Annotated in this window: 20 protein-coding genes; 9 read left to right on the top strand and 11 right to left on the bottom strand. The window is 70.5% G+C overall.

The features are described from left to right. On the top strand, window positions 1–732 hold a 732-nt coding region (locus tag VN520_RS11360), incomplete at its 5' end, for a glutamine synthetase family protein (protein WP_414719830.1). A gap of 141 nt (window positions 733–873) precedes the next feature. Here the strand turns inward: VN520_RS11360 and VN520_RS11355 are convergent. From VN520_RS11355 to VN520_RS11330, 6 genes are all read right to left on the bottom strand, one after another. Next, entirely contained in the window at window positions 874–2685 is a 1812-nt protein-coding gene (locus tag VN520_RS11355; protein ID WP_325746756.1) for a choline/carnitine O-acyltransferase, read from the bottom strand. Between the two features lie 38 nt (window positions 2686–2723). Then, on the bottom strand, window positions 2724–3530 hold the full coding sequence (locus VN520_RS11350; RefSeq protein WP_325746755.1) for a class I SAM-dependent methyltransferase: 807 nt from the start codon (window positions 3528–3530) through the stop codon (window positions 2724–2726). 53 nt (window positions 3531–3583) lie between these two features. Further along, the gene (locus VN520_RS11345; protein WP_325746754.1) at window positions 3584–4453 is read right to left on the bottom strand and encodes a HalD/BesD family halogenase; all 870 of its coding nucleotides are present in this window, start codon (window positions 4451–4453) and stop codon (window positions 3584–3586) included. 29 nt (window positions 4454–4482) lie between these two features. Next, on the bottom strand, window positions 4483–4716 hold the full coding sequence (locus VN520_RS11340) for a hypothetical protein (RefSeq protein ID WP_325746757.1): 234 nt from the start codon (window positions 4714–4716) through the stop codon (window positions 4483–4485). 138 nt (window positions 4717–4854) lie between these two features. After that, window positions 4855–5103: a hypothetical protein gene (locus tag VN520_RS11335; RefSeq protein ID WP_325746753.1), complete on the bottom strand. Its 249-nt coding sequence runs from the start codon at window positions 5101–5103 to the stop codon at window positions 4855–4857. A gap of 294 nt (window positions 5104–5397) precedes the next feature. Further along, window positions 5398–6603, bottom strand: coding sequence for a helix-turn-helix transcriptional regulator (locus tag VN520_RS11330; protein ID WP_325746752.1), 1206 nt, complete (start codon window positions 6601–6603; stop codon window positions 5398–5400). Window positions 6604–7176: 573 nt separating this feature from the next. Between VN520_RS11330 and VN520_RS11325 the strand changes: the two genes are divergently transcribed. Both VN520_RS11325 and VN520_RS11320 read left to right on the top strand, forming a co-directional pair. Continuing rightward, a complete protein-coding gene (locus VN520_RS11325) occupies window positions 7177–7554 on the top strand; it encodes a hypothetical protein (RefSeq protein ID WP_325746751.1) in 378 nt (125 codons plus the stop codon). Between the two features lie 146 nt (window positions 7555–7700). Further along, window positions 7701–8864 carry an ABC transporter substrate-binding protein gene (locus VN520_RS11320; RefSeq protein ID WP_414719829.1) on the top strand — a complete coding sequence of 388 codons (1164 nt, stop codon included), beginning with the start codon at window positions 7701–7703 and terminating at the stop codon, window positions 8862–8864. Window positions 8865–9336: 472 nt separating this feature from the next. Here VN520_RS11320 and VN520_RS11315 read toward each other — a convergent pair whose 3' ends face one another. Beyond that, window positions 9337–9606 (bottom strand): hypothetical protein, encoded by a 270-nt coding sequence (locus VN520_RS11315; RefSeq protein ID WP_325746749.1) that lies wholly within the window; start codon window positions 9604–9606, stop codon window positions 9337–9339. A 119-nt stretch (window positions 9607–9725) separates the two neighbouring features. Here VN520_RS11315 and VN520_RS11310 point away from each other — a divergent pair, with 119 nt between their 5' ends. Further along, window positions 9726–10085, top strand: a complete 360-nt coding sequence (locus VN520_RS11310; RefSeq protein ID WP_325746748.1) for an arsenate reductase family protein — start codon at window positions 9726–9728, stop codon at window positions 10083–10085. Between the two features lie 26 nt (window positions 10086–10111). On the opposite strand, the gene VN520_RS11305 is transcribed toward VN520_RS11310, so the two are convergent. Next, window positions 10112–11035 (bottom strand): Gfo/Idh/MocA family protein, encoded by a 924-nt coding sequence (locus tag VN520_RS11305; protein ID WP_325746747.1) that lies wholly within the window; start codon window positions 11033–11035, stop codon window positions 10112–10114. Window positions 11036–11240: 205 nt separating this feature from the next. On the opposite strand from VN520_RS11305, the gene glnII reads away from it, so the two are divergent. The 5 genes from glnII to VN520_RS11280 all read left to right on the top strand — a co-directional run bounded on the left by glnII (window position 11241) and on the right by VN520_RS11280 (window position 16211). Then, window positions 11241–12275, top strand: a complete 1035-nt coding sequence (gene glnII / locus VN520_RS11300; protein ID WP_325746746.1) for a glutamine synthetase — start codon at window positions 11241–11243, stop codon at window positions 12273–12275. A gap of 428 nt (window positions 12276–12703) precedes the next feature. Then, complete coding sequence (locus VN520_RS11295) at window positions 12704–13297, top strand: winged helix-turn-helix domain-containing protein (protein WP_325746745.1); 594 nt, start codon at window positions 12704–12706, stop codon at window positions 13295–13297. 178 nt (window positions 13298–13475) lie between these two features. Next, on the top strand, window positions 13476–14741 hold the full coding sequence (locus tag VN520_RS11290; RefSeq protein ID WP_325746744.1) for a sensor histidine kinase: 1266 nt from the start codon (window positions 13476–13478) through the stop codon (window positions 14739–14741). Beyond that, the gene (locus VN520_RS11285; RefSeq protein WP_325746743.1) at window positions 14726–15373 is read left to right on the top strand and encodes a response regulator transcription factor; all 648 of its coding nucleotides are present in this window, start codon (window positions 14726–14728) and stop codon (window positions 15371–15373) included. Before VN520_RS11290 ends, VN520_RS11285 begins: the two co-directional genes overlap by 16 nt. A 103-nt stretch (window positions 15374–15476) precedes the next feature. Next, a complete protein-coding gene (locus VN520_RS11280) occupies window positions 15477–16211 on the top strand; it encodes a TetR/AcrR family transcriptional regulator (RefSeq protein ID WP_325746742.1) in 735 nt (244 codons plus the stop codon). Here VN520_RS11280 and VN520_RS11275 read toward each other — a convergent pair. The 3 genes from VN520_RS11275 to VN520_RS11265 all read right to left on the bottom strand — a co-directional run bounded on the left by VN520_RS11275 (window position 16196) and on the right by VN520_RS11265 (window position 23841). Continuing rightward, complete coding sequence (locus VN520_RS11275; RefSeq protein WP_325746741.1) at window positions 16196–16546, bottom strand: isomerase; 351 nt, start codon at window positions 16544–16546, stop codon at window positions 16196–16198. The genes VN520_RS11280 and VN520_RS11275 overlap by 16 nt on opposite strands. 169 nt (window positions 16547–16715) lie before the next feature. Then, window positions 16716–22022, bottom strand: coding sequence for a pullulanase-type alpha-1,6-glucosidase (gene pulA, locus VN520_RS11270; protein WP_325746740.1), 5307 nt, complete (start codon window positions 22020–22022; stop codon window positions 16716–16718). 94 nt (window positions 22023–22116) lie between these two features. After that, complete coding sequence (locus tag VN520_RS11265; protein WP_325746739.1) at window positions 22117–23841, bottom strand: carbohydrate-binding module family 20 domain-containing protein; 1725 nt, start codon at window positions 23839–23841, stop codon at window positions 22117–22119. Window positions 23842–24325 lie beyond the last annotated feature (484 nt).

The following is a 24325-nucleotide window of genomic DNA, read 5'->3' as shown; positions in this document are numbered from 1 at the left end:
CTCGCCGAGGCCGACCGGCTGATGCTCTTCAAGTACGTCGTGAAGAACGTCGCGTGGGAGGCGGGCAAGACCGCGACGTTCATGCCGAAGCCGATCTTCGGCGACAACGGCTCGGGCATGCACGTCCACCAGTCCCTGTGGTCCGGCGGCTCCCCGCTGTTCTACGACGAGCAGGGCTACGCGGGCCTCTCGGACATGGCGCGCTACTACATCGGCGGCATCCTGAAGCACGCCCCGTCGCTGCTGGCCTTCACCAACCCGACGGTGAACTCCTACCACCGCCTGGTCCCCGGCTTCGAGGCCCCGGTCAACATGGTGTACTCGCAGCGCAACCGCTCCGCCGCGATGCGTATCCCGATCACGGGCTCCAACCCGAAGGCCAAGCGTGTCGAGTTCCGCGCCCCCGACCCGTCCTCGAACCCGTACCTGGCGTTCTCGGCCCTGCTGATGGCCGGTCTGGACGGCGTCAAGAACAAGATCGAGCCGCCGGAGCCGATCGACAAGGACCTCTACGAGCTGGCCCCCGAGGAGCACGCGGGCGTCCAGCAGGTCCCGACCTCGCTCCCGGCGGTCCTCGACGCGCTCGAGGCCGACCACGAGTACCTCCAGGCCGGCGGGGTCTTCACGCCCGACCTGATCGAGACGTGGATCGACTACAAGCGCACCAACGAGATCGCCCCGATCCAGCTGCGCCCGCACCCGCACGAGTTCGAGCTGTACTTCGACCTCTAGGGGTCCCGATCTCACCGGTATGCCGAAGGACCGCCGCCCCGTGCGGGGCGGCGGTCCTTCGGCCGTGTCCGGCCATGAGCACGCGCGAGGCGGAGTGTGAGGGGCGGACCGCAGGCCTCCCCCTCCGCGCCGCACCTCAGGTCAGTCCGTCAGCAGTTCCCGCAGCTCGGCGACCGCCTCGCGGAGGTGGTCCGCGAAGGCGTGCATCTGGCCGGCCACCGTGCGCGGGGTGCTCAGGTAGAGGTTGAACCGGTCCGGGAGCAGGACGTAGGCGACGCCGATGCACCGGCTGCTCGTGGAGCCGAAGCCGAAGTACTGGATGTTCTCGGACGGCGCCGAGCTCGTGCTCAGGTAGTCGTCCCGCATGGTGAGCCAGCCCGGGGAGCGGTACAGGCCGGGCTGTTCGTGGATGCCGAGTTCGTCGCCGCGGCGGCGCTGGATCAGTTCCAGTTCCCAGAGGTGCTGCTCGGGGGCCTGGCCCGCCTGGCATTCCTTCGCCCGCGCCACATGCGCCGAGGCGGCGGCCAGGAACGCGGCGCGGCGGGTCGCGCGGTCGGCCGCGGGGTCGTCCATCGCCGCTACGAAGGCGGGCGTCTCGGGGGTGACCACGCGCATCGCCTCGGTGCGGCCGTGGCGGTACTGGCGGGTGGCGATCGATTCGTACGTGGCTCCCAGGTGGCCCTTGGCCCGCTGGTGCGCCAGCTGGTACGCGGCCTGGACGAAGGCGTCCGGGGAGACCCCGAGGGCCTTGGCGGCCGTGCTGCCGAAGTCGTCGAAGGACACGGTGCGGGTGGCGGTGTCATGGCCGTACGCGGCGAACGCCTCGGCCGCGGAGCGCACCTGTGACCGCAGGGACTCGTCCAGCTCGAAGGCCAGGGGGCGGGGCACCGGCTCGCCCTGGGAGCGTGCTCCGGACCGGCGGGAGTGCTCGTCCGGCGGGGTGCCGAGCAGGGCGTCGGTGAAGCTGAGGACGGTCGTCCCGTCCAGCTCGCAGTGCTCGACGTTGATGCCGGCCCGGCCGTCCGCGAACACGACGAAGGAGACGGCCTTGTCGAACCAGCGGTTGCCGCGGTCTCCGTACAGCAGTTCGTCGCAGGCGGTCTGGGTGTCACCGGGTGCGAAGTCCTCCAGGCAGACGCAGAAGAGGGCGGTCTCGATGTCGTCCAGTGTCCGGGCGTTGCCGGGCCGGCCGTCGACGAGGGACGCCCGGGCGGCCGCCCATTCCGCCCGCGCCATGGTGGTGAGGTGACCGGCCCTGTCCTCCTGGGCCGTGCGGACGCCGGCCTCGGTGACGGCGCGCAGCCCGGCCTCGATCTCGTCGAGGCTGTGCGGGACGCCGTCGGGGCCGAGCACGTCCAGCCGGAACATGGTGCCCCTGGAGAACACCACGATGTGCCGGGCCGTGGACGGTCCGGGCGCCTGCTCGCTGTACGGGGCGCGCACGGTGTCCAACGGCACACCGGGGATGCGGGTGGTGGAGAAGAGGTACTTGTTCTGCACCATCGACTGGGGCACGCCACGCTGCTCCACCGGCGCGATCAGTCCCTCGTCGAGCTGCCGCTTGTGGTGCAGCGCTCCCGCGACGAGCCCCGCCGCCCGGTCGAGCTGCCCCTGGCCGGTGTCCTGGAACAGGAAGAAGAAGTTGGCGTTGAGCGCGATCCGGTCCCGGCGGCCGAGGTAGCGGTACGGCCAGAAGGTGTCGAGCCAGCTGTGCACGCCCTCCGCCGCGTCGTACTCCGCGAGCGCCGCGTGCAGCGTCCGGCCGGGGCCGCCGGGCCGCAGGAAGGCGGTGACCTCGGCCTCCGTGGCCGCCCGTTCCTCGGCGGTCAGCAGGGGCGCGCACCAGGCGAGGAACCTCTCGCAGCTCGCGTCGAGTGTGGGCAGCGGCACGCGCGGGAGGCTGCTTTCACGGGCGAAGGTCCCGGCCACTGCTGCTTCCTGACTGGTGTTCAATGCGGCTCTCTTCTCGATGAGTGGATGCGGAGGGGTCTCTACCGGTGCTGCGGCCGGGAGAGGTGGAGCTGAGCGTAGAGCCAGCCGTCCTCCTCCAGCCCACCGGCGTCGATGCCGGCCGCGACCAGGCTGTCCAGGACGCCCCGCTGTTCCTGCGGGCCCGCGAACCGCCGTTGCTTGAACACCCCGTCGGCCCTCGTCGTCCGGTAGCCCAGCTCCGCCAGGGCCTCCTCGACGGGGGTGAAGGGGAACATCCGCAGCACGAAGTGGGCCATCCAGGGGAGGCGGCCGTCCTGTGCGTGGACGACCCGGGTGAGGGTGCGCTCGGTGACGTAGCCGATGCAGCCCGTCGAGATGACCAGGTCCGTCCCGGCGAGCAGGGCCCGTTGTGCCGGGGTCGGGTCGTTCGCTTCGAGGTCGGCGTTGACGGTGTCGTCGAGGAATCCCGCTTCACGCGCGTAGGCCAGGGCGCCGGCGGAGGCGTCCAGGCCGGTGAAGTGCAGGCCGTGCGCGGGGCTGCGGGAGCGGGAGAGGTCCCGGTCGCGCTCCAGCAGCCCGGCCCGGGTCCTCGCGCCGCTGCCGTCGTAGCGGGCGTACAGCTCGTCCATCGTGACGTCGTACTTGAGCAGCGCCGCGTTGATCCCGTACGAGCAGCCGATGTCCAGGATCTTGGGGACGGCCACCTGTTCCGTCTCCCGGTACTCCTTGATGAGCTTGTCGAAGTAGGGCTTGGCCAGTTGGGGGACGCGGTAGCCGAGCGGGCGGAGCACCTGGAAGTACGTGCGGGGGTCGGGCGCGGTGTAGATGTGGTCCAGCGAGACTTTTCCGGACGCGTCGAGACGCAAGGGGTTCTCCTCGGTGGGGCGCGTGGCAGTGCCTGGAACCGTTCGCCGGTGCGCTAGTCCAGCAGCTGGTCCCCCCGTACGGCCCGGCCCTCCGCCGCCAGGTGTTCGGGCAACACGCGGCCGAAGAGCTGCCTGGTCCGGGCCACGCTCCCGATGACTCCGGGGCGCTCGCTGTAGGCGAAGATCGCGCTGTGGCGTGCGAGGGCTCCCCGGACGGGGCTGACCCGGTGCAGCGAGTAGCGGCCCTTGAACAGCTGCAGGTCCCCCGGCCGCAGGGGCAGGCGCTCGGGCTGCCGTGCGCCGCGTCCGTCGAGGACGTCGCGGACGTCGTCGAAGCGCTCGTCGTCGGCGGACCGGATGTTCGGGCAGTACTCGAAGGAACCGCCCTCCTGTGCCTCCTGGGTCAGCATGCTGACCGTGTACTCGTTGGTGTCGAAGTGCCAGGGGTGTTCCATGCCCGGCCGTACGACGTTGAGCACGAGCCCCGAGAGCGGGTCGGCGAGCTCGTACAGGCGGGGCAGTCCGAAGCAGTCGGCGACGAAACGCCGGAACGGCTCATGGGCGTAGAGCCTGCTGATGAGGGCGTCCCCGGGGAGGCGGTCGCGGGCGACGAAGGCGTTGCCGCGTTCGAAGGTGCGCCGGCCGGGGTGGTGTCCGGGCAGGTCCGCGTCGACATCGGTGTTGTAGACGTTGACCGTCTCGACATCGAAGTACGCGCGCGGGGCGAGGGCGGCGCACTCCTGTCGCAGGACCTGGTGGAGCGAGGGCCGGACGAAGTCCGGCAGTACGGTGCAGCCGGTCCCGGCCAGTTCGCGCCCCGCCCGCGCGACGACGGCGCGGGCTTCGGGGCTTCCGGGGTCCGACAGGGGGTAGCGGTGGGTGTCGACCACCTGGTCGAGCGTGCTGGCTTGCAGAGTGCTCATACGACCCTCTCCACGCACATACCGGTAACTCAACTGATGAGTAACAGAGTTGAAGTTCCCATAACCCCCGGTGCGTTGTCTGTGACTCGCCACACTTCCTGGCCGCGCGCGCGGTGGCCGGGGACCCTTCCGGCCATGACCGGCCAGTCGAGGTCGATGACGGGACGCGCGTTGAAGTCCTCGTACATGTCCTCACCCTCGGGCCCGGCGAGGAACTCGGCCGTGGCCGGGTTGCGGTTCGCGGTGGCGGAACAACGCGACACCAACACACTGACGCGGGAACGCCGGAGCCCCGCCACTTTGAGGAGATGGGTGAAGGGGCTTCGGGTGGAACGGCGGGGGTCGGCATGCCGACCCCTCCCCCGCCGTCCTCGCGCCGCTGGTCGGCCGGCAGCGCGGGTCTACGGGGTGGGAGGCTTGCCGTCCTCTCCTTCGCGCACGACGAAGGCCATGCCGGTGACCGTCCTCTTGAACTGGCGATGACCACTCCGGCCGGCGTGCTCCATGCACAGGACGTCGACCCTCTCGCCACTCGTCGACGGATCCGGGTGCCACCCGCACGAGGTGCAGCGGGCGGTGTACGTCGGCGGAATGTCCGGGTGAGCGGTGATCCGATGCACGAGGCTGCGGAGCAGCAGGCGAGGGCTCACTTCTTCCGCCGGGGGTGGGGGTGCCGCCTTATTTCGACGGCCAGGTCTGAAGCGTGCGAGTGATCATAGGCGGGGCCACCTGCCTCCGTCGCCTGCCGCCACTGTTTGTGAAGCGCCGTACAGACGTCGCACCCCTTGGCCGGCCTTGGATCGACCGGTAGGGGTGTCAAGAACACAGGCCCTTGCATCATCGTTGTACTGCCCATTGCCGTGTCTCCGTCGTCTCGTCGATGACGTCAGGGTTTCGCTCCATGAGAATCCGGTACAGGGGTGCAACGTCCTGCTTCGGCGACGCTAATTCGTCACTCCGAGAAACTCAGCGATGGAGCGGAGCCCCGGCGGACGGTTCTGGAGGGCCATCAAGTCGGACACGACGGCAACCGCAAGCGTGTGGTGCCGCATCCATGTGGGCGCGACACGACGAAGGCTCTCCAGTGCCTTTACCGCGCCTTCCGCGTCCCCCAAGTCAGTGTGCGCGCGGGCGACGTCAAGGAGCAGCCAGGTGCGCCAGGAAACGGGGGTGTCCTTTGACAGGCGCATGCCCTTAGCCAGGCGTAGCGCCTCCTCCGGGCGCTCGTGCTGCACTGCCAGGCGTACCCGCTCGATGCGGACGGATGACTTACTGAAAACGGACAGGAGACGTCCGTCACCGTCAGCAGGTGGCATCTTCGTCAGGCGAGCGGCGGCCTCTTCCGCGGCGCGCATCATCCTGTCGGCGTCGTCGTATTCGTTCAGGCGGGCGTACGAGGTAGCGGCACTCATGGTCAAGCCGCCCCACACCCGCAGCCCCGACGCATCGTCGGTGAGTCCGTCCCGCTCCAGGCCGTCAGCCGCGTACAGAGCAATGCTCTTGGCGTCGTCCAGCCGGTTGGATCGTTGGTACGCCCATGCCAGCGAGTTGCAGATCATCGGAACGAGGAGAGGATCCCCGGAGACTTCCGCGGCAGCTATGGCACGCTCCAGAGCAGCAAGGGCAAGGTCCAGCTTCCCCAGACGGATGCTCAGGTGGCCCGCTAGCTGGAAGGCCTTACCGAGTGCGGCTTGCCCTTCGTGGTGCTCCTGCGAGGCTGTGACGCGGGCGTCAGCAAGGATCCCGGGGAGCAAGTTCAGTAGCTGCGGGAACTCCGCTGAGTGGTACATGGTCCAGGCGTCGGCGATCTCCGCGCGCAGGAGTGAAGGCGTGAGCACCTCCGCCCCGTCGGGCTCCTGCACAGGCGCGAACATGAGTGGATGGATGGCACGCCGCACGGCTGCCAACTGCGGCGGGTCGGCCTCCCCCGTCGACGGAACGCCAGGAGGATCACCCAGTAGAGTCGTCAGTTCGACGCCGAGACCGCTGGCCAGCGCATGCAGCGTCGGCAAGCGCGCGGACGCTTTGCGCTTCTGCTCAAGCTTGCGCACGACGTCGACAGACACGCCCGACTTCTCCGCCAACTCCTCCTGCGTCAGGTTGGACAGCCGACGAAGGCGGGAGAGCTTGTCTCCGAGATGCTCGCTCACCCCCCGACGGTACGCCGACGAGAGGCGAGCGGACCAGGAATGTCATACGTCGAAGGGGACTGCAGCAGTCCCCTTCGCACAGTCACGATGGTCTGCGGCTGCTCACAGACATCGCAGGCATCATGGAGGAGCGCAGGCTCCGGAATGATTACCGGCACGTCGTAAGCGTGTGGCTCCGCCCCCAGGACGACGGCGATGTTGATCCCCTTCGAGTCACGCGTTCACCGAGCCGTTCCCCTGTTCCCTTCGGCGTAATAGATCTCTGCTGGTCGGATGGGGGCCGGTGCGCGCTCGTGCTCACGGCCGGCGGAATCAGCCCTGCGCGGAGAACTCCGCGATTTCACGGAACGTCGGGAGGGATTTCCAGACGGGTGGGGCCGGACAACCGGACGCTGCGTTTTGCCGCCCCCCGTTGTCAACGGCCTGGGTGGTGACACTCCTTCGAAGTGGCCGATCAATTACCGCGACGATGATTCACCGCGTCTACGGCCATACCGTTCGGCCGCGATGTCGTTAGAGCTGGTGGGCCGGCCGCCGTGGCCGGCAACGGTGTATCGGAGAAACACAGTGCGGATGTTCGGTGTGCGGCGTATCGCAGTGGTGACCTCGATGGTGGGGGCGGTACTGACTGCGTCCGTAAGTGTGGCTGCGGCACAGACGGGTGACAGTGACGCGGGGCCGGGAGGGCTGCTGTCCAACCTGTCGGGCAGGAACTCCTCCGGTCACGCCAACCTCTGCGGAACGGGCAAGGTGGCCCTGTTCAAGGACCGAACCTGCCTGGCCGAGGACACCGGTCAGGGCGGCGGCGACCAGGCCGGCCCCAGCGGCGGGATCCTGTCCAACCTGCTCTTCGCCCGCAACGCCTCGGGCCACAGCAACAACTGCGGCAACGAGACGGTCTCGGTGATGAGCAGGACCACGTGCGTCACCGTGGACCGGTCCGGTCACTGAGCCAGAGAGTCCGACAAGAAACACTGAAGAACCGGTGAGCTGTGGTGTGTCCACCATCATGCCGCTCACCGGTTCTTGCCGATGGGTGACGAGAAGGCGGGTAGCACAGGGTGACTATGTCCTCAGCAAGGCTGACGATCGGCGTGGTGGCGCCCTTGACGGGCCGCCTTGCCCCGCTGGGCAAGCCACTGACGTACGTCTTGAAGGCCCTGACGTCGCAACTGAAGCACGTCCGTAACGGAAGTAGCCGTTACGACGTGTCGGTCGCCGTCCGCGACAGCCGCTCCGATCCGGGAGCGGCCCGGCAGGCCGTCCGTGACCTGGTCGCCATCGACCAGGCACACATCGTCCTGACCATGGCCGGAACTCAAGTGCTGCCCGCCGTCGCCGACACCTGCGAGGAACTGCGGGTCCCCTGCCTGTCGACCACCTTCCCGTGGCAGGCCTACGTCCACGCACGCGGCGCCGCCCCCGGACACCACTTCCAGTGGACCTACCATTTTGCCTGGGGCCTGGACGACATCGCCACGGTCTTCGCCCAGATGTGGGAACAGACCGGCGGCACCCCGACCATCGGCTGCCTGTGGAACGACGACCTGCAGGGCGACCTGCTCCGCCACGGCCAGTACGGCTTCGCCCCGGTTGCATCCACACGCGGACACCACCTGGTCGACCTCGGCCCCTACCGCGAACCGGCGGTCGACTTCCAGACACAGGTCGGCCGCATGCGGGAATACGGCGCCGACATCGTCACCAGCGCCGCCACCGCCGCCGACCTGTCCCTCTTCCACCGCCAGGCCCGCCAGGCCGGGCTACGCCCTCGGCTGATCACCTGCTCGCGGTGGCTGACCTACCCCCACACCCACACCGTCACAGCCCCGGACGTCCACGCCGAACTCGCCGACGCACGCGTCGCCACCCTCGTTTACTGGAGCCCCACCCACCCCTATCGCTCCAGCCTGGACGGCTCCACCTGCGCCGACCTCGCCCACGCCTACCGGCGTGACACCGGCGAATCCTGGCTGCAACCCCTCGGCCTGGCCCACGCCCTCGTGGAAACCGCCCACCACGCCCTCGGCACCGCCGACGACCCCACCGATCATGCCGCCGTCGCCCAAGCCCTCGCCGGCACAACCCTGCCCACCATCGCGGGCACCCTCGACTGGAAACAGGGCCCCACCCCAAATATCGCCCTGCTTCGCCTGGCCGGCGGCCAGTGGCACCCTGGTCCGAAAGGTCCCGACCTCGTCATCGTCTCCAACACACAAATCCCCGAGGTCGCAACCACCGGTGAGCTCCAGCCGGTCTGACAGACGGCCGCGTCCCGAACTGCCGGACCTGGTTGCGAAGAGCTGACATCTGCCCACCGCGGTCCGCGGGCTCCGCGGGCGTGCTCCCACTCGTCGGGGCCGGGCAGCCTCAGTCCGTGCTCGGCGAGCGACGCGGGCACCAGCGCGGGGAGCTCGGGGAGCCTGCCGGGCTCCACCGCCATCAGCACGGTGGGCAGGGTGACCGTGCGCGGCGGGGTCATCACCCGCGCGAGAGGGGCGCGCGGGTCCGTGTCCACGGCGAAGCCGACGGCCACCTCGCCGCCGGGGATCAGGGCGTACTGCCGGCCGTCCCGCTCGATCACAGCGCGTTGCGGTGGCCGTGTCCATGGCACGCCAGCGGGCGAAGGTCAGGTCGGCGGGAGACACGGCGTGCGGTCTCGCATCCGCCCCGAGGGGGGGTGAAGCGCCCCTGTGCCCCCGGGTCCTCCGGGGGCACAGGCAGCGGGCCGGGTCAGCGGCCGTAGCGGATCAGGGTACGGACCATGCGGCAGGTGGTGTCGGACGGCGGGTGGATGGCGAGACGGGCCGCCTCCGCGCGGATACGGGCGTTGCCCGCGCTCGACGGCTGGTAGACGCCGGTGTCGAGCAGCGATATCGCCAGGCGCATGGCCTTGAGGCGGCGGTTGTGGGAGACGTACCACTCGCGGGGCCGGCCCGCGGGGAGCGGCTTCTTCCGCAGCGGCTTGTGGAGCGGCTCGGTCATGGCTGTGGCAACGGCCATCGGCAACCTCCTGGCACGGTGGTGGAACCCTCACGAACTACCTCCATCTTACTCTCCCCCACTGACAATCGTCCCTGGCCAGAGGCTGTTTCGGGGGCCCCTCCCGTACCCTGGGCCCCATGGAGATCTGGATCAATCCCGCCTGTTCCAAGTGCCGCAGCGCGCTGAGTCTGCTCGACGCGGAGGGCGCCGACTACACCGTCCGCCGCTACCTGGAGGACGTACCGTCCCCGGAGGAGATCCGGGCCGTGCTCGGCCGTCTCGGGCTCGAACCGTGGGACATCACCCGGACCCAGGAGGCGGAGGCGAAGGAGCTCGGGATCGGGGAGTGGGCGAAGGACGCCGGCTCGCGTGAACGGTGGATCACCGCGCTGGCCGCGCACCCGAAGCTGATCCAGCGCCCGATCATCACCGCGCAGGACGGTTCGGCCGTGGTGGCGCGGACGGACGAGGCGGTACGGGACGCGCTGGGGCGGTAGGGAGGCCCTGGTCGCAGGGGCTCCGGTCAGGCCCGTCCCAGGGCCGCCTCCGCCTGGGCGAGGACCTCGGTGAGCCGCAGGCCGAACCGTACGTCGCAGGGGTGCGCCACTCCTGTACGCGCCGCGTCGGCCAGTGCGTCCACGGCCGCCCGGAACGCGCCGAGGGCGTCGCCGCCTCCCCCGGGCAGGGCGGACACCCCCCGCTCACCGCGGAATTCGACCTCGGTGCCGACCGCGCCCTCCGGTGCGCCCAGGGCGAGCGTCACCGTGCTCGACGCGCCGGAGGTGTGGCGCAGCAGCAGATGCGCGGCGTCGGCCGGGCCACGGGCCGCGACCACCTCCGTGACGTCGCCCAGGACCGGGATCAGGACCGAGAGCGCGTGCGGGCCCACGTCCCACAGGCCGCCCTTCTCGCGGCGCCAGGGCGAGGCGGCGGGCCCGCTGCTCGCGTCCGGGGCGAACAGCGCGCCGATCCAGAGGGCGCGTGCCGTGAACCAGCCGCCGGCCGCCGCCTGTTCGGCGATCCACCCGGCCGTGCCCCCGGCGAACCGCAGCGTGCAGAAGACCACGGAGGCGACTTGGGCCCGCTCGGCCGCCTCGGCGACCTCGCGCGCGCCCGCCACGGTGGTGGCGACAGGCTTGTCCAGCAGGAGGTGGCATCCGGCGCCGGCGGCCCGCGCGGCCAGGGGTGCCTGGATGTCCGGCGGCACGGCGAACGCCACCGCGTCGCTCGTGTCCAGGAGCGCGTCGAGGCCCGCCTCGCCCGTGTACGCCCCGGTGCCGTGGGCGGCGGCGAGCGCGTCCGCCGCTTCGGGGCGGCGGCCCCACACACCGCTCAGTACGGCACCGGGGTGGGCGGCGAGGGCGGGGGCGTGGGTCAGGCGGGCCCAGGGGCCCGTCCCGACGAGGCCGACCCGCAGCGGTCCGGCGGAGGCAGCGTGTGTGGTCATGCCGCCAGTCTGCCCGGACCCGGTCGCCGGCGTGGAACGTATCCGGTGCGCCGCAGGCCGAGACGGCCCGGGGCGGCGGGGGCCTGCCGTCCGGCTTCCTGCGGAAATCCCGGTAACACGGGGTTCACATTCGGGCAACGGCCGGGAAATCGCACCTTGCCAAGCTGCGCACCATAGACCGCAGCACCCGCAAAGGATGGCGTCCGTGACGTTCAAGGCTGAGTACATCTGGATCGACGGCACCGAGCCGACCGCCAAGCTTCGTTCCAAGACGAAGATCATGGCCGGCAGTCCCGCGCAGGACGTGGCGGATCTGCCCATCTGGGGCTTCGACGGTTCGAGCACCAACCAGGCCGAGGGCCACGCCTCCGACCGGGTGCTGAAGCCGGTCTTCGTGTGTCCGGACCCGATCCGCGGCGGTGACGACGTCCTCGTCCTGTGCGAGGTCTTCCACATCGACATGACTCCGCACGAGTCCAACACCCGCGCGTCGCTGCGTCCGGTCGCCGAGCAGTTCGCGGGCCAGGAGCCGATCTTCGGCATCGAGCAGGAGTACACCTTCTTCGACGGTCACCGTCCGCTCGGCTTCCCCGAGGGCGGCTTCCCGGCCGCGCAGGGCGGCTACTACTGCGGTGTGGGCTCCGACGAGATCTTCGGCCGCGAGATCGTCGAGAAGCACCTGGACAACTGCCTGAAGGCGGGCCTCGCCATCTCGGGCATCAACGCCGAGGTCATGCCCGGCCAGTGGGAGTTCCAGGTCGGCCCGGTGTCCCCGCTGGAGGTCTCCGACCACCTGTGGGTCGCCCGCTGGCTGCTGTACCGCACCGCCGAGGACTTCGGCGTCTCCGCGACGCTGGACCCGAAGCCGGTCAAGGGCGACTGGAACGGCGCGGGTGCGCACACCAACTTCTCCACCAAGGCGATGCGTGAGGGCTACGACGCGATCATCACCGCCTGCGAGTCGCTCGGTGAGGGCTCGAAGCCGATGGACCACGTCAAGAACTACGGCGCGGGCATCGACGACCGTCTGACCGGTCTGCACGAGACCGCCCCGTGGAACGAGTACAGCTACGGCGTCTCGAACCGCGGCGCCTCGGTCCGCATCCCGTGGCAGGTCGAGCAGGACCGGAAGGGCTACATCGAGGACCGTCGCCCGAACGCCAACGTCGACCCGTACGTGGTCACGCGGCTGATCGTCGACACCTGCTGCACCGCGCTGGAGAAGGCCGGCGAGGTCTGATCCGTCACCGGCACGGCACACGCCGAAGGGGCGCCCGCATGCGGGCGCCCCTTCGGCGTGTGCGCCCGGCCGCCGTCACGACCGGGAGCGGGGCCGGGGCGGGAGCTGGTCAGCAGCCGGGGCGGGGCCCGGGTGGGGGTGGGCCGGGGCCCCCGGGACATCCCGTGACCGGACGTATCAACGGGTGAGAGACCTCTGCTGCGCGGCACCGATCTCTGCTTCAATGGGGGCATGGCAGGCTTCCAGCACACCGCGTCGGGTCGCAGCGACCTCGAGCCGTTCTGGCCCTCCCGTCAGCACCACGACTTCGACCGGGTGTGTTGCCGCGCGTGGAACGCGCAGGCCCTCTAAAGCCGCCTCGACCCGGCCTTCGGCCCGCGCGCACGACGTACGTCCTCGACGACTCCTCGCGCGAAAGAGCTGACCTCATGGCGAACACCCGTACCTTCTCCGCTGCCCGCCACACCCTCTCCCCCGACCGCCAGCGGCTTCGTGCCGTCGACCCCGACGAGGTCGCCGGGCTCGCGGACGTGGCCGGCTTCCTGCCGCCGGGCGCCACCTGGCTGCCCGCGCCCCAGCACACCCTGCCGGCACTGCCGGGCCGGCCGCCGATGGTCGGGTATCTGGTGCTGGTGCCCGCCGGCCAGCAGCCTGTCCCGGCCGGGACGGTGGCGCCCGCCCGGCACCGGGAGTCCGTGCCGGAGCCGGTGGCCGGCGCTCCGGCGGGCGGCGCTCCGGCGGGCGGTCCCGTGCGGATCGACCCCTCGCGGCGCACCGCCGCCGTGGACGGCGTCCCCCTGGACCTCACGTACCTCGAATTCGAGCTGCTGGCGCACCTGGTGGCACACCCGCACCGGGTGCACTCCCGCGTTTCGCTGGTGACGGCGGTCTGGGGTTACGGGCATGTGGGCGACGGGCGCACCGTCGACGTCCATGTGGCCCGGCTGCGCCGCAAGCTGGGCGCGGAGCACCGCGGGGCGATCCAGACCGTGCGGCGCGTGGGCTACAAGTACGTGCCCTGATCACGCACCGCTGTGCGGGAGGCCCCGGGAGCGACCCCGGGGCCTCCCGCCGTTCCGGTGGTGGTGCCAGGTGCACCCCCGTCGGGTGGTGGGACGGCTGACGGTGCCCCCTGTGCACGGGCGAGACTGGGTGCCGAACGGGATCCCGCTGTGGGGCCCTGCGAGGGGAGACACCATCATGAATGCGGCCAGGAGCCGGATACGGAGTGCGCTGCTGACCGGCGGGCGGGCGTTCGGCCTCTCGTTCGTGAGCATCGTGGGCTCGGCCACCCTCTTCGTGCTGTCCATCCTCTCGATCGTCCTCGTCCTGCTGGGTGTGGGGCTGGTCACCACGCCGCCGCTGATGGAGGCGGTCCGCAAGCACGCCGATCAGCGCCGGCGTCTTGCGGGGGCCTGGTCGGACGTCCGTATCCCCGTCCCCTGCCGGCCGTTCCCGAAGGACCTGCGTCCCGGCTTCACCGGACTGGTCGAGCGCACCACGCTGCTGCTGAAGGACCCCGCGACCTGGCGGGACCTGCGCTGGCTGCTGCTCGACATGACGGCGGGATACGTGCTGCTGATCCTCGCCTTCGCGTTGCTGGCCTTCCCGGTGGAGGGGTTCGTCCTGGCGGCGGGGCTGTGGCGGGTGTTCGAGGACAACACGTACTGGTACGGCTTCGTGCCGGTCAGCAGTCAGGCGACGGGCCTGGCCGCCGCGGGGCTCGGTGCCGCGGTCTTCGTCATCGGGCTGCGGGCGGCCGGGCCGCTGCTGCGGCTGCACTTCGTGCTCGCCCGGTCGGCGCTGGCGCCCACCCAGGGGGAACTCGCGCAGCGCATCGACCGGCTCACCGAGACGCGCCACGAGGCCGTGGACACGGCGGCCTCCGAGCTGCGGCGCATCGAGCGGGATCTGCACGACGGTGCGCAGGCCCGGCTGGTCGCCATGGGCATGAACCTCGGCACCATCGAGGCGCTCGTCGAGAAGGACCCCGCGCAGGCGAAGAAGCTGCTGGCGATGGCGCGTGCGTCCTCCGCCGAGGCCCTCACCGAGCTGCGTGACCTCGTACGGGGGATCCACCCGCCGGTGCTGGCCGAGCGTGGTCTGGGGGACGCGGTGAGGGCGCTGGCCCTGCGGCTGCCCGTCACGTCGGAGGTGACGGTGGAGCTGGCGGGCCGTGCCGAGGCGCCGGTCGAGTCGGCGGCGTACTTCGCCGTCAGCGAGACCCTGACGAACGTGGTGAAGCACGCGGACGCCGACCGGATCTGGGTGGACCTGCACCACGCCGAGGGCATGCTGCGCATTTCCGTCACGGACAACGGCAAGGGCGGCGCGGTCGTCGGGACCGGCTCGGGACTGAGCGGAATCGAACGCCGACTGGGTACATTCGACGGCGTACTGGCCGTCAGCAGCCCTGCGGGCGGCCCCACCATGGTGACCATGGAGATCCCTTGCGCGTTGTCCTAGCCGAAGATCTCTTCCTGCTCCGCGACGGCCTCGTGCGGATGCTCGAAGCGTACGACTTCGAGATCGCGGCGGCTGTCGAGACCGGACCGGAGCTGACCAAGGCGCTCGCGGAGCTGGAGCCGGACGTCGCGGTCGTCGATGTCCGGCTCCCGCCGTCCCACACGGACGAGGGCCTGCAGTGCGCGCTGGCCGCCCGCCGCGAGAGGCCCGGACTGCCGGTGCTCGTCCTGTCGCAGCACGTGGAGCAGCTGTACGCCCGGGAGTTGCTGGCCGACGGCGACGGCGGCGTCGGCTACCTGCTGAAGGACCGGGTGTTCGACGCCGACCAGTTCGTCGACGCGGTGCGCCGGGTGGCCGCCGGCGGTACGGCGATGGATCCGCAGGTCATCTCGCAGCTGCTGTCACGGCGCTCGGCGGACGAGCCGATGGGTGGCCTGACCCCCCGGGAGCGTGAGGTCATGGGGCTGATGGCGCAGGGCCGTTCGAACGTGGCGATCGCCTCGCAGCTGGTGGTCACGGAGCGGGCGGTGGCCAAGCACACCTCGAACATCTTCAGCAAGCTCGGCCTGCCCGTCTCGGACGACGACAACCGCCGCGTGCTCGCGGTCCTCGCCTACCTCGACCGGGGCTGAGCGCCGGGCGCCTCCGGTGTGCCGGTGGGCGTGCCGTGGAGGTCGCCGGCCGGGCGGGAGTGCGGCTGCGGGCCGTCCGGCCTGCACCGTTAGGCTGTCCGGCATGACGACCGGGGTGCGGCGCAGGATGGGTGTCGACGAGCGCAGGGCCCAATTGATCTCCGTCGCACTGGAGTTGTTCAGTCACCGTTCGCCCGACGAGGTGTCGGTCGACGAGATCGCCGCGGCGGCCGGTATCTCACGCCCGCTCGTCTACCACTACTTCCCCGGCAAGCGCAGCCTGTACGAGGCTGCGCTGAAGCGGGCCGCCGACGAGCTGGCGGGCCGCTTCCTGGAGGCGCACGAAGGGCCCCTGGGGGCCCGGCTGCTGCGGGTGATGCGCCGGTTCTTCGACTTCGTGGAGGAGCACGGCCCGGGTTTCGCCGCGCTGGTGCGAGGCGGTCCGGCAGGCGGTTCCTCCGCGGCCGACGCCCTCGCCGAGGCGGTGAGGCGGGCCGCGTACGAGCAGATCGTCGCGCATCTCGGTGTGGCGTCCCCGTCCGCCCGCCTGGAGTTCGTCGTGCGGTCCTGGGTGTCGCTGGCCGAGACGACGGCACTGCTCTGGCTCGACGGGAAGCGCATCGCGCGGGCCGAGCTGGAGTTACAGCTGGTGCACGACTTCGCGGCGCTGGCGGCGGTGAGCGCCGCGTACGACCAGGAGATGGCCGGCATCATGCTGCGGGTCTTCGCGCAGGAGCCGGCGGACGGCCCGCTGGGCGAACTGCTCGCCAGGCTCTCCGTCCTGGCGCCCGCCGCACCGGCCGTGCCGCCGCAGCGGCTGCCTCAGCTCTTCCGGTAGGAGGCGTCCAGGTCCCGCACTTCGGCCGAGGCGTGGACGGTGAGGCCGTCGACGGGCTTCAGGTGGCCGGCCAGCAGCTCCAGGACGGCTTCCGTCAGCCGCGCCTTGGTCCCGGGGGTCCGGCCGGGCAGCATCGCGATCGAGACGTTCACGATGGCATCGCCCGCTGCCGCGTCGCCGACGACGGAGTCCTCGGCCCGGCGGAACCGGGTCTTGCAGGCGGGCACCTCGGTGGACACGGTCCCGGCGACGAGCGGGTGCAGGGCCAGCGCGAAGCCGCGGCGGTCGAAGCTGTCGTCGAGCTCGGCGGAGTAGTCGACGGTGATCTGCGGCATCAAGCGCTCCTGAAGACGAGAACGAGTACGCATACGTGTACGGCGTGCATACACGTGTACGGCTTCAGCTTCGCGTGCTCGGGCCGCCCGCACAAGTGAGTGCCGAAAACGGCCGGTCCCGGCTTCCGCCACGAGGGGCGGGAGCCGGGACCGGCCGGTGCGGTGGGTGTCAGCGCCGGGAGAACACGGCGACCGTGCGTCCCGGCACGGTGAAGCTGCCCGCCTTCCCTTCGTACGAGGACTTCTTGACCGTGGCGTCCGCGCCCGCCGCCTGGACGGGGTGCAGGGCGTACTCCTCCCCCGCGAGCCCGGTGATGTCCTGGCGCTGCGTGTCCGGGGTGGCGTTCATGACGACGACCAGGTCACCCAGGCGCATGGTGATCACCCCGGGGGTCTCCTCCTTGCCGGAGAGCGGGAAGGACAGGGTGTCCTGCACCTGCCCGGCGGTGGTGAGGCCGAAGTCCTTCTCGGTGGTGCGGATGGTGAGCAGGTCCTGGTACGCGGCGGACGCGCCCGTGATCTGCGCGCACCCGGGGCTCAGCGCGGCGGAGGCCAGCAGCGGCTTTCCGTAGGACCACTTGTCCTGGTTGTCGGCGGCGGGCGGCAGCCCCCGCCCGAAGCCGTTGCCCTTGCGGCAGTCCCAGTGCAGTGCGTTGAACCAGTCGCCGCTGTCGTAGGAGTTGCGGTCCAGCGACTTGGAGCGCAGCAGGTCGGTGCCGGCCTGGGAGAGCGCCGGGCCCTGGGAGAGTACGGCGGTCGCCATCGCCACGACCTGCATGCGGGCCCGGTCGGCCGCCGAGGTGCCGGCCGGGAGCTTGAAGGCGAGGGCGTCGTAGAGGGTCTCGTTGTCGTGGGCGTCGGCGTAGGCGAGCGCGTCACCGGGCGCCGCCGCGTATCCGGCGGGGGCTCCGTTGTAGTCGACGGCCGAGCCCTTGACCGTGCGGCCCCGGGTGTCGGTGAAGGTGTAGTCGGCGAGGTTGCCGGTGAGACCGACCTTGATCAGGTCCTGGTAGTGGAGCAGCCGGGCCTTCTGCTCGGCCTCGGTGCCGTTGGCCGAGGAGGTGTTGGGGTCGGTGTAGAGGCCGGAGGCGAAGCCCTGGACGCCGGGGTCCGTGTCGAAGGGGCCGCCGCCGCGCACGGCGTCGCGGGCCCGGTCGGAGAAGGTGGCGATGCCGGTGCCGGCCATGTTCTTCTGGGTGGCCTGGACGAAGCGGGCGTCGTCGGCGATCTCGCCGAAGTTCCAGCCCTCGCCGTACAGGATGATGTTCTTCCCGTCGACGCCGTCCTCGGCGACGGTCAGCTCGTCGAGGGCCTTGCGGACCGCGAGGATGTTGGCCTTGGGGTGGTGTCCCATCAGGTCGAAGCGGAAGCCGTCGACCTTGTACTCCTTGGCCCAGGTGACGACCGAGTCCACGACGAGCTTGCCCATCATGGTGTTCTCGGGCGCGGTGTTGGCGCAGCAGGTCGAGGTGGCGACCGTGCCGTCCTCCAGGAGCCGCTGGTAGTAGCCGGGCACGATCTTGTCGAGGACGGACTTGTCGTCCTGGCCGGAGGCGACGGTGTGGTTGTAGACGACGTCCATGACGGTCCGCAGTCCGGCTCCGTTGAGCCCCTGGACCATCTGCCGGAATTCGACGGTCCGCTTCGTGCCGTCCGGGTCGGAGGCGTAGGAGCCTTCGGGGACCGTGTAGTGCAGCGGGTCGTAACCCCAGTTGAAGGCGTCCTTCGCGGCGGCCTTCGAGACGCAGGCCTGCTGCTCCTCGGAGTCGGGGGCGGAGGCGGACAGGTCGCAGGCCGGCTGCTGCTGGCCGGACTTCTTCTCGGGGATGGTCCCGATGTCGAAGGCGGGCAGCAGGTGGACGTGGCTGGTGCCGGAGTCCGCGAGCTCCTTGAGGTGCTTCATCCCGTCGGAGCGGGTGTCGGTGAAGGCGAGGTATTCGCCGGGGTGCTTCGAGGTGGTGTCCGTGACCGAGAAGTCGCGGATGTGCAGCTCCTGGATCTGGGCGTCGCGCAGCGGGGTCGCGGCGGGCTTCTTCAGGCCGGACCAGCCGCGCGGGGCCAGCTCCGGGTCGTCGAGGCCGACGACGAGGCTGCGGGCGGAGTCGGTGGTCAGGGCGGTGGAGTAGGGGTCGGTGACCTTGTTGGTGACCAGCTTCTGGACGGTGGGCGCCCAGACCTGGACGGCGTACCGGTAGGGCTTGCCGTTCCAGCTCTTCTTCCCGGTGACCGACCAGACGCCGGTGCGGTCGTCGCGGCGCATCGGGACGGTCCTCCCGTCCAGTTCGAGCGAGACGGTACGGGCGGTGGGTGCCCAGACGGAGAGCGTCGGGCTGCCCTTGCGGAAGACGGGGCCGAGGGCGGCGCCGCTCGCGGCCTTCCCGTACAGGGCGTCCAGTACGCCTGCGGTCTGTACGCCGGTGGCGGCGAGCAGGGCGCCGTTGGCGGCGCGCTGGGTGGCGATCAGCTGGCCGCGCAGGGACTCGCGGACCCTGTCCCGGTCGCGGGTGTCGACGGTGAAGGCCGGATAGTCCTTGAGGTGCGGGTACTTCGCCTTCTGCGCGGCGGTGAGTTCGGTGGCGCCGAGCCGGAGCCACTGCCCCTCGTCGCTCAGCGCGCCGTCGACGACGGAGATCCCGCCGTTCTTCGCGTACACGAGCTGCTGGCTGGTGGCGTCGGTGGCCTTCACCTTCCAGACGACGGTGTCCGCGTCGATCCACTGGGCCTCGGCCTTGGTGAGGTCGGGCGCGGGCACCCCGCCGGTCTGCGGCAGCAGGTAGCCGGGCTTCCCGCCGAGCATCCAGACCTCGTGCCCGTAGGAGGCGATGTCGAGGGACTGGTCGCTGGGGAGGTCCTTCTCGTCGCCCTTGTGGAGGATGTAGCTGAGCGAGGTGGCGCCGTCGGTGAGCGGGACCTCGAAGGTGACTCCGTAGGCGTCGGTCCTCGCGGGCCGCAGCGGCTTCGCCCAGTCCGTGGGGGCGGCGGCGCCCGTCCAGGTGTGCAGGCCCCAGCCGTCGTAGTCGCCGTCGGCGCGGTGGTAGTGCAGAACGGCCTTCGAGGTGTCCTGCGGGGTGGTCGCGGGAGCCTCGGTGGCCTGCGCGTCCTTGCCCTGCTCGATCCAGACCTGGCCGGTCCTCGCGAGGTCGACGGTGCGCTCGGGGCCGTCGGCAGTGCCGTTCTTCTCGACCGTGTACGGCACCGAGGAGGCGCCCTCCTCCAGGTCGATCCAGGCGAAGGCACCGTAGGCGTCCCGGCCGATGAAGCCGGCGGCCTTGTCGCCGGACTTCAGCTGCCATCCCTCGTAGTCGCCGTCCGCGCGCTTGTAGTGGACGACGGCGTGGTCACGTTCGACGGCGACGGGCTTCGGCGCGGGCGGGGCCTGGCCTGCGGTCGTGGAGGCGAGGGCGCTCGCGGTGCGCCCGGCGCGGTCGATCACCACGGCCTTGTAGCGCAGCGGGGTCCCGGCCTTCACGGAGTCGTCCACGTACTGGGTGACCTTGTACGGGGCGTGGTCGGCGGAGCCCAGGGTGACCCACGCGCCGTTGCCGGTCTGCGCGGCGAAGACGACGCGGTTCAGGTCTCCCCCGTCGACGTCGGCGGTGAGCTCGACGGTGCCGGTGGCGCCGGCGGCCGGGGCCTCCAGGGTGACCGAGGGCTTGGTGGCGGGGGCGCCCAGCGGCTTGTCGGCGCGGAGCACGACGCTGGACAGCGCGGGCACGGTGACCTCGACGGTCTTGTCCGCTCCGCTGCGGACGGTGCCGGAACCTCCGTACAGCGTACGGAAGTTCATGCCCGCCGACTCGGTGGGGAGTTCGACCGTCCTCGCCTCGGCGGAGTTGTTGGCGGCGACGACGTACTCGTACGGGCGCTTGGTGTCCGTACGCGAGAAGGCGTACACGGAGCCCTTGGAATAACGCTCGGTCTGGGTGCCGTCGCGCAGGGCGGGGTGCTCCCGGGTGAGCTTCGACAGGGCGGAGATGGACCGGTAGAGCGGGTGCTCCGTGTCGTACGCGTCAGAGGCGTGCGTACGGTCGGTGCCGAGCTGGTCGTCGTCGAGGTAATCGGCGGTCTTCGAGGCGAACATCGTCTGGCGGGCGTCCTTGTCCCCGCCCGCGCCGGTGTAGCCCTGTTCGTCGCCGTAGTAGACCACCGGGTTGCCGCGTCCGAGGAACATCAGCTCGTTGGCGAGGCGGGCGCGGTCCAGGAGTTCGGCGTCGCCGGCCTCCGGGTTGTCCTGCTTCAGGAAGGTGCCGATCCGGCCCATGTCGTGGTTGCCGAGGAAGGTCACCTGCTCGTAGGCGTTGGCCTTGCCGGTGGTGTAGCGGTAGTCGTCGCCGTGGACCGCGGCGAGCTTCGAGGCCGGTGCGCCCTGGGAGGCGTACTGCCGGGCGGCTTCCTGGAAGGGGAAGTCGAGCGTGGCGTCGAGCCTGCCCCGCGTCACGTAGGGCGAGGTGATCGCGGTGTCGGCGGAGTAGACCTCGCCGAACATGAAGAAGTCCTCACGGCCGTGCTTCGCCGCGTAGCCGTCGAGAGCCGTCGCCCACCGGGTCCAGAAGTCGAGGTCGACGTGCTTGACGGTGTCGATGCGGAAGCCGTCGATGTCGAAGTCGCGCACCCACTTCTCGTAGATCTTCTCCATGCCGGAGACGACCTCGGGGCGCTCGGTCCACAGGTCGTCGAGGCCGGAGAAGTCGCCGTACCCGGTGGACTCGCCCGCATAGGTCGAGTCACCCCTGTTGTGGTACATCGTGGGGTCGTTGAGCCAGGCCGGGACCTTCTTGCCCGTGGTGGTGGGGGTGTACGGGAAGGAGTCGGCGTCCACCTCCCCGACGCCCCGGGTGTCGTCGAACGGGCGGCCGTCCTCGTCGAGGTACGGGAAGGCGCCCTTGGGCTTGTAGCCGTACTTCTTCTCGGCGTAGTCGACGGTGTCGGCGGTGTGGTTGGTGATGACGTCGAAGAAGACCTTCATGCCCTTGCCGTGGGCCTTGTCGATCAGCTTCGTGAGGTCGGCGTTGGTCCCGAAGTGCGGGTCGACCTGGGTGAAGTCGGTGATCCAGTAACCGTGGTAGCCGGCCGACGCGTTGTCCCCGGTGCCCTGGACGGGCCGGTTCTTGAAGATCGGGGCGAGCCAGATCGCGGTGGTGCCGAGATCCTTGATGTAGTCGAGCCGCTGGGTGAGGCCCTTGAGGTCACCGCCCTGGTAGAACCCCTTGTCCGTGGGGTCGTAGCCGGTCTCCAGCCGTGAACCGGTGAGCCCGCCGCGGTCGTTGGAGGTGTCGCCGTTCGCGAACCGGTCGGGCAGCACGAAGTAGAACTGCTCACGGGTCAGGTCGTGCCTGGCCGGCTCCTTCGCGAGTTTCGCGTCCGAGGGCGGGGACGGGGGTCCGGGCGCGGCGGACGCGGAGGCCGCCGGTACGACGGGGAGCAGCACCGCGCACAGTGCGGCGACGGCTCCCCGCCGGAGGGTGGTTCGGGACACGGGCGGGTACTCCTCGGCTTTCGGGGGTCGGACGGTATGGAGCGGTGCGGGCCGGGGACGCTCACCCTCGCGTCCCCGGCCCGCCGGGTGTGGATCAGCTGCGCCAGACGTCGGCGGTCAGGGCGACCTTGCCGGAGGCGGGCACGGTGGCGGTGCGGTTGCCGCCGCTCTCCCAGGTGACGTTGCCGCTCGCGTCCTTGCGGAGGTACTTGTACGCGAACGTGGTGCCTGCGGGCAGGGCGACATCGAGCTTCCAGACGGGGTACGCCGCCGGGTCGAGCTTCAGCGCGCTGCCGGGGTTCCAGTTGCCGAGCGCGGCCTGGTCGCCGGTGACGTAGATGTTCTGGCCGGGCTGGGTGGTGGCGCTGACCCCGAAGGAAGCACCGGACTGGCCCGTTCCGGGGCCGGGGGTGCTGCCGCCGGAGCACGTACGGGCGTTGACGTGCAGGGCCACGGCGGTGCCGGAGCCGAGGGTGGCGGTGAACTGTCCCGAGCCGTTGACGGTGACACCCTTGCCGGACTGGACGTCGCAGTAGTCACCGGCGGGCAGCGACGTCTGGAACGTACGGGTCAGCGAGGAGCCCTCGTGGTTGATCGCGACGTACGCCTTGGAGCCACGCCCGAAGGCGATCTGGTCGCCGCCGTTGTCCCACCAGTTCGAGACGCCCTGGCCGCGTGCCGCGTTGCGGAAGCCGACCATGGAGGAGATCTCGCGCCAGGCGTGCTGGCACTTCCAGCCGTCGCTGTAGCAGGCGTTCACCTGGCCGCCGTTGGGCGGGCCGGCGTCGTGGTCGCCGAACTCGTAACCGGAGTGGACGTCCGGGGAGCCGTAGGGGTAGGCCAGCATGAAGACACCGGCCAGGGTGTACTTCGAGCCGTCCTTGTAGTTCAGGGTGTCGCCGCCGCGCTCGGTGTCGTGGTTGTCGACGAAGACCGCCGACTTGTCCGACTGCATGAAGCCCCAGCCCTCGCCGAAGTTCTTCAGGTTGGCGAGGTTCTCGTTGGTGAAGACCTGCTTGAGGCTGCGGCCGTAGCGGAACTCCTGGACGTCCCCGCTGCCGAGGTACTCGGAGGGTGAGACGGCCTCACCGGCCCCGTGGATCGCCTCGTGCTTCCAGTACACGCCGGGGTTGCTCAGCCGGGACTTGATGGCGGCGAGGTCGGCGGCCGGCATGTGCTTGGCCGCGTCGATCCGGAAGCCGTCGACACCGAGGGACAGCAGGTCGTTGAGGTAGCCGGCGATCTTGCCGCGTACGTGGTCCTCGCCGGTGTCCAGGTCGGCGAGGCCGACGAGCTCGCAGTTCTGGACGTTGGCGCGGTCTCCGTAGTTGTTGCCGATCTGCGTCTGGCAGTCGTTCATGTCGTTGACCGAGTAGAGCCCCGGGTAGTCGTACTTGCTGTACGAGGAGCCGCCGGTGCCGGTGCCGGAACCGGCCGACATGTGGTTGATGACCGAGTCGGCGATGACCTTGACGCCCGCACCGTGGCACGTGTTCACCATGTCCGCGAAGGCGGCGCGGTCACCGAGGCGCCCGGCGATCCGGTAGCTGACGGGCTGGTACGAGGTCCACCACTGCCCGCCCTGGATGTGCTCCTGGGGCGGCGAGACCTGGACGAAGCCGTAACCGGCGGGGCCGAGGGTGTCGGTGCACGCCTTGGCCACGGAGGCGAACTTCCACTCGAACATCACCGCGGTGACGTCCTTCTCTCCGGGCGGTGCGGCCTGGGCGGTCCCGGCGGTGCCGAGCGCGGTGGGGATGGCGAGGGCAGCGGCGCCCATGACGAGGGCGAGCGCGGCAGACAGGGGCCTGCGTGCCATGACGTTCCTCCTGCGGTGGGGGAAGGTGCGGGGATGGCGGAGCAGCCTCACATGGCAACGCGCCGTGCCCTCAAGGCTCATGAAGCTTCTTGCAGCAAGGATGCAAAACTTCATGTGCGCCAGACCGTACGAGCCTGACCTGCGCAGGTCAACCCCCTGGACACGCTGCGATTACATCCCGCTCACATCCGCGAAATCCTGGAGATTCCTTCCTGCAATCCCTTACGCAAGATATTGCGGTGCTGTTAAGTTCGTCCCGACTCCGGCCCGGTCGGCCGGGGGCCCGGTGCGCCGGGCCCCACGCGCCCGGCCGGCCGGGCCGGTCACACCACGGAGAGTCCCCGGGGTCGCTTCCCCGCCGGCCCGATCCCGGGCCGACCCCGGGGCCTCTCCTGTGCGTGGCGGCGCGGCCCTGTCCCCCGTCCGCCCTGTGGACGGTTTCTCCCAGCGGTCCCCCACCGGCCATGATGGGCGGCCGGGCGGG

It is taken from the genome of Streptomyces sp. (assembly GCF_035563135.1).
GTDB lineage: Bacteria > Actinomycetota > Actinomycetes > Streptomycetales > Streptomycetaceae > Streptomyces.
This window is presented reverse-complemented; position numbering and strand designations above follow the sequence as displayed.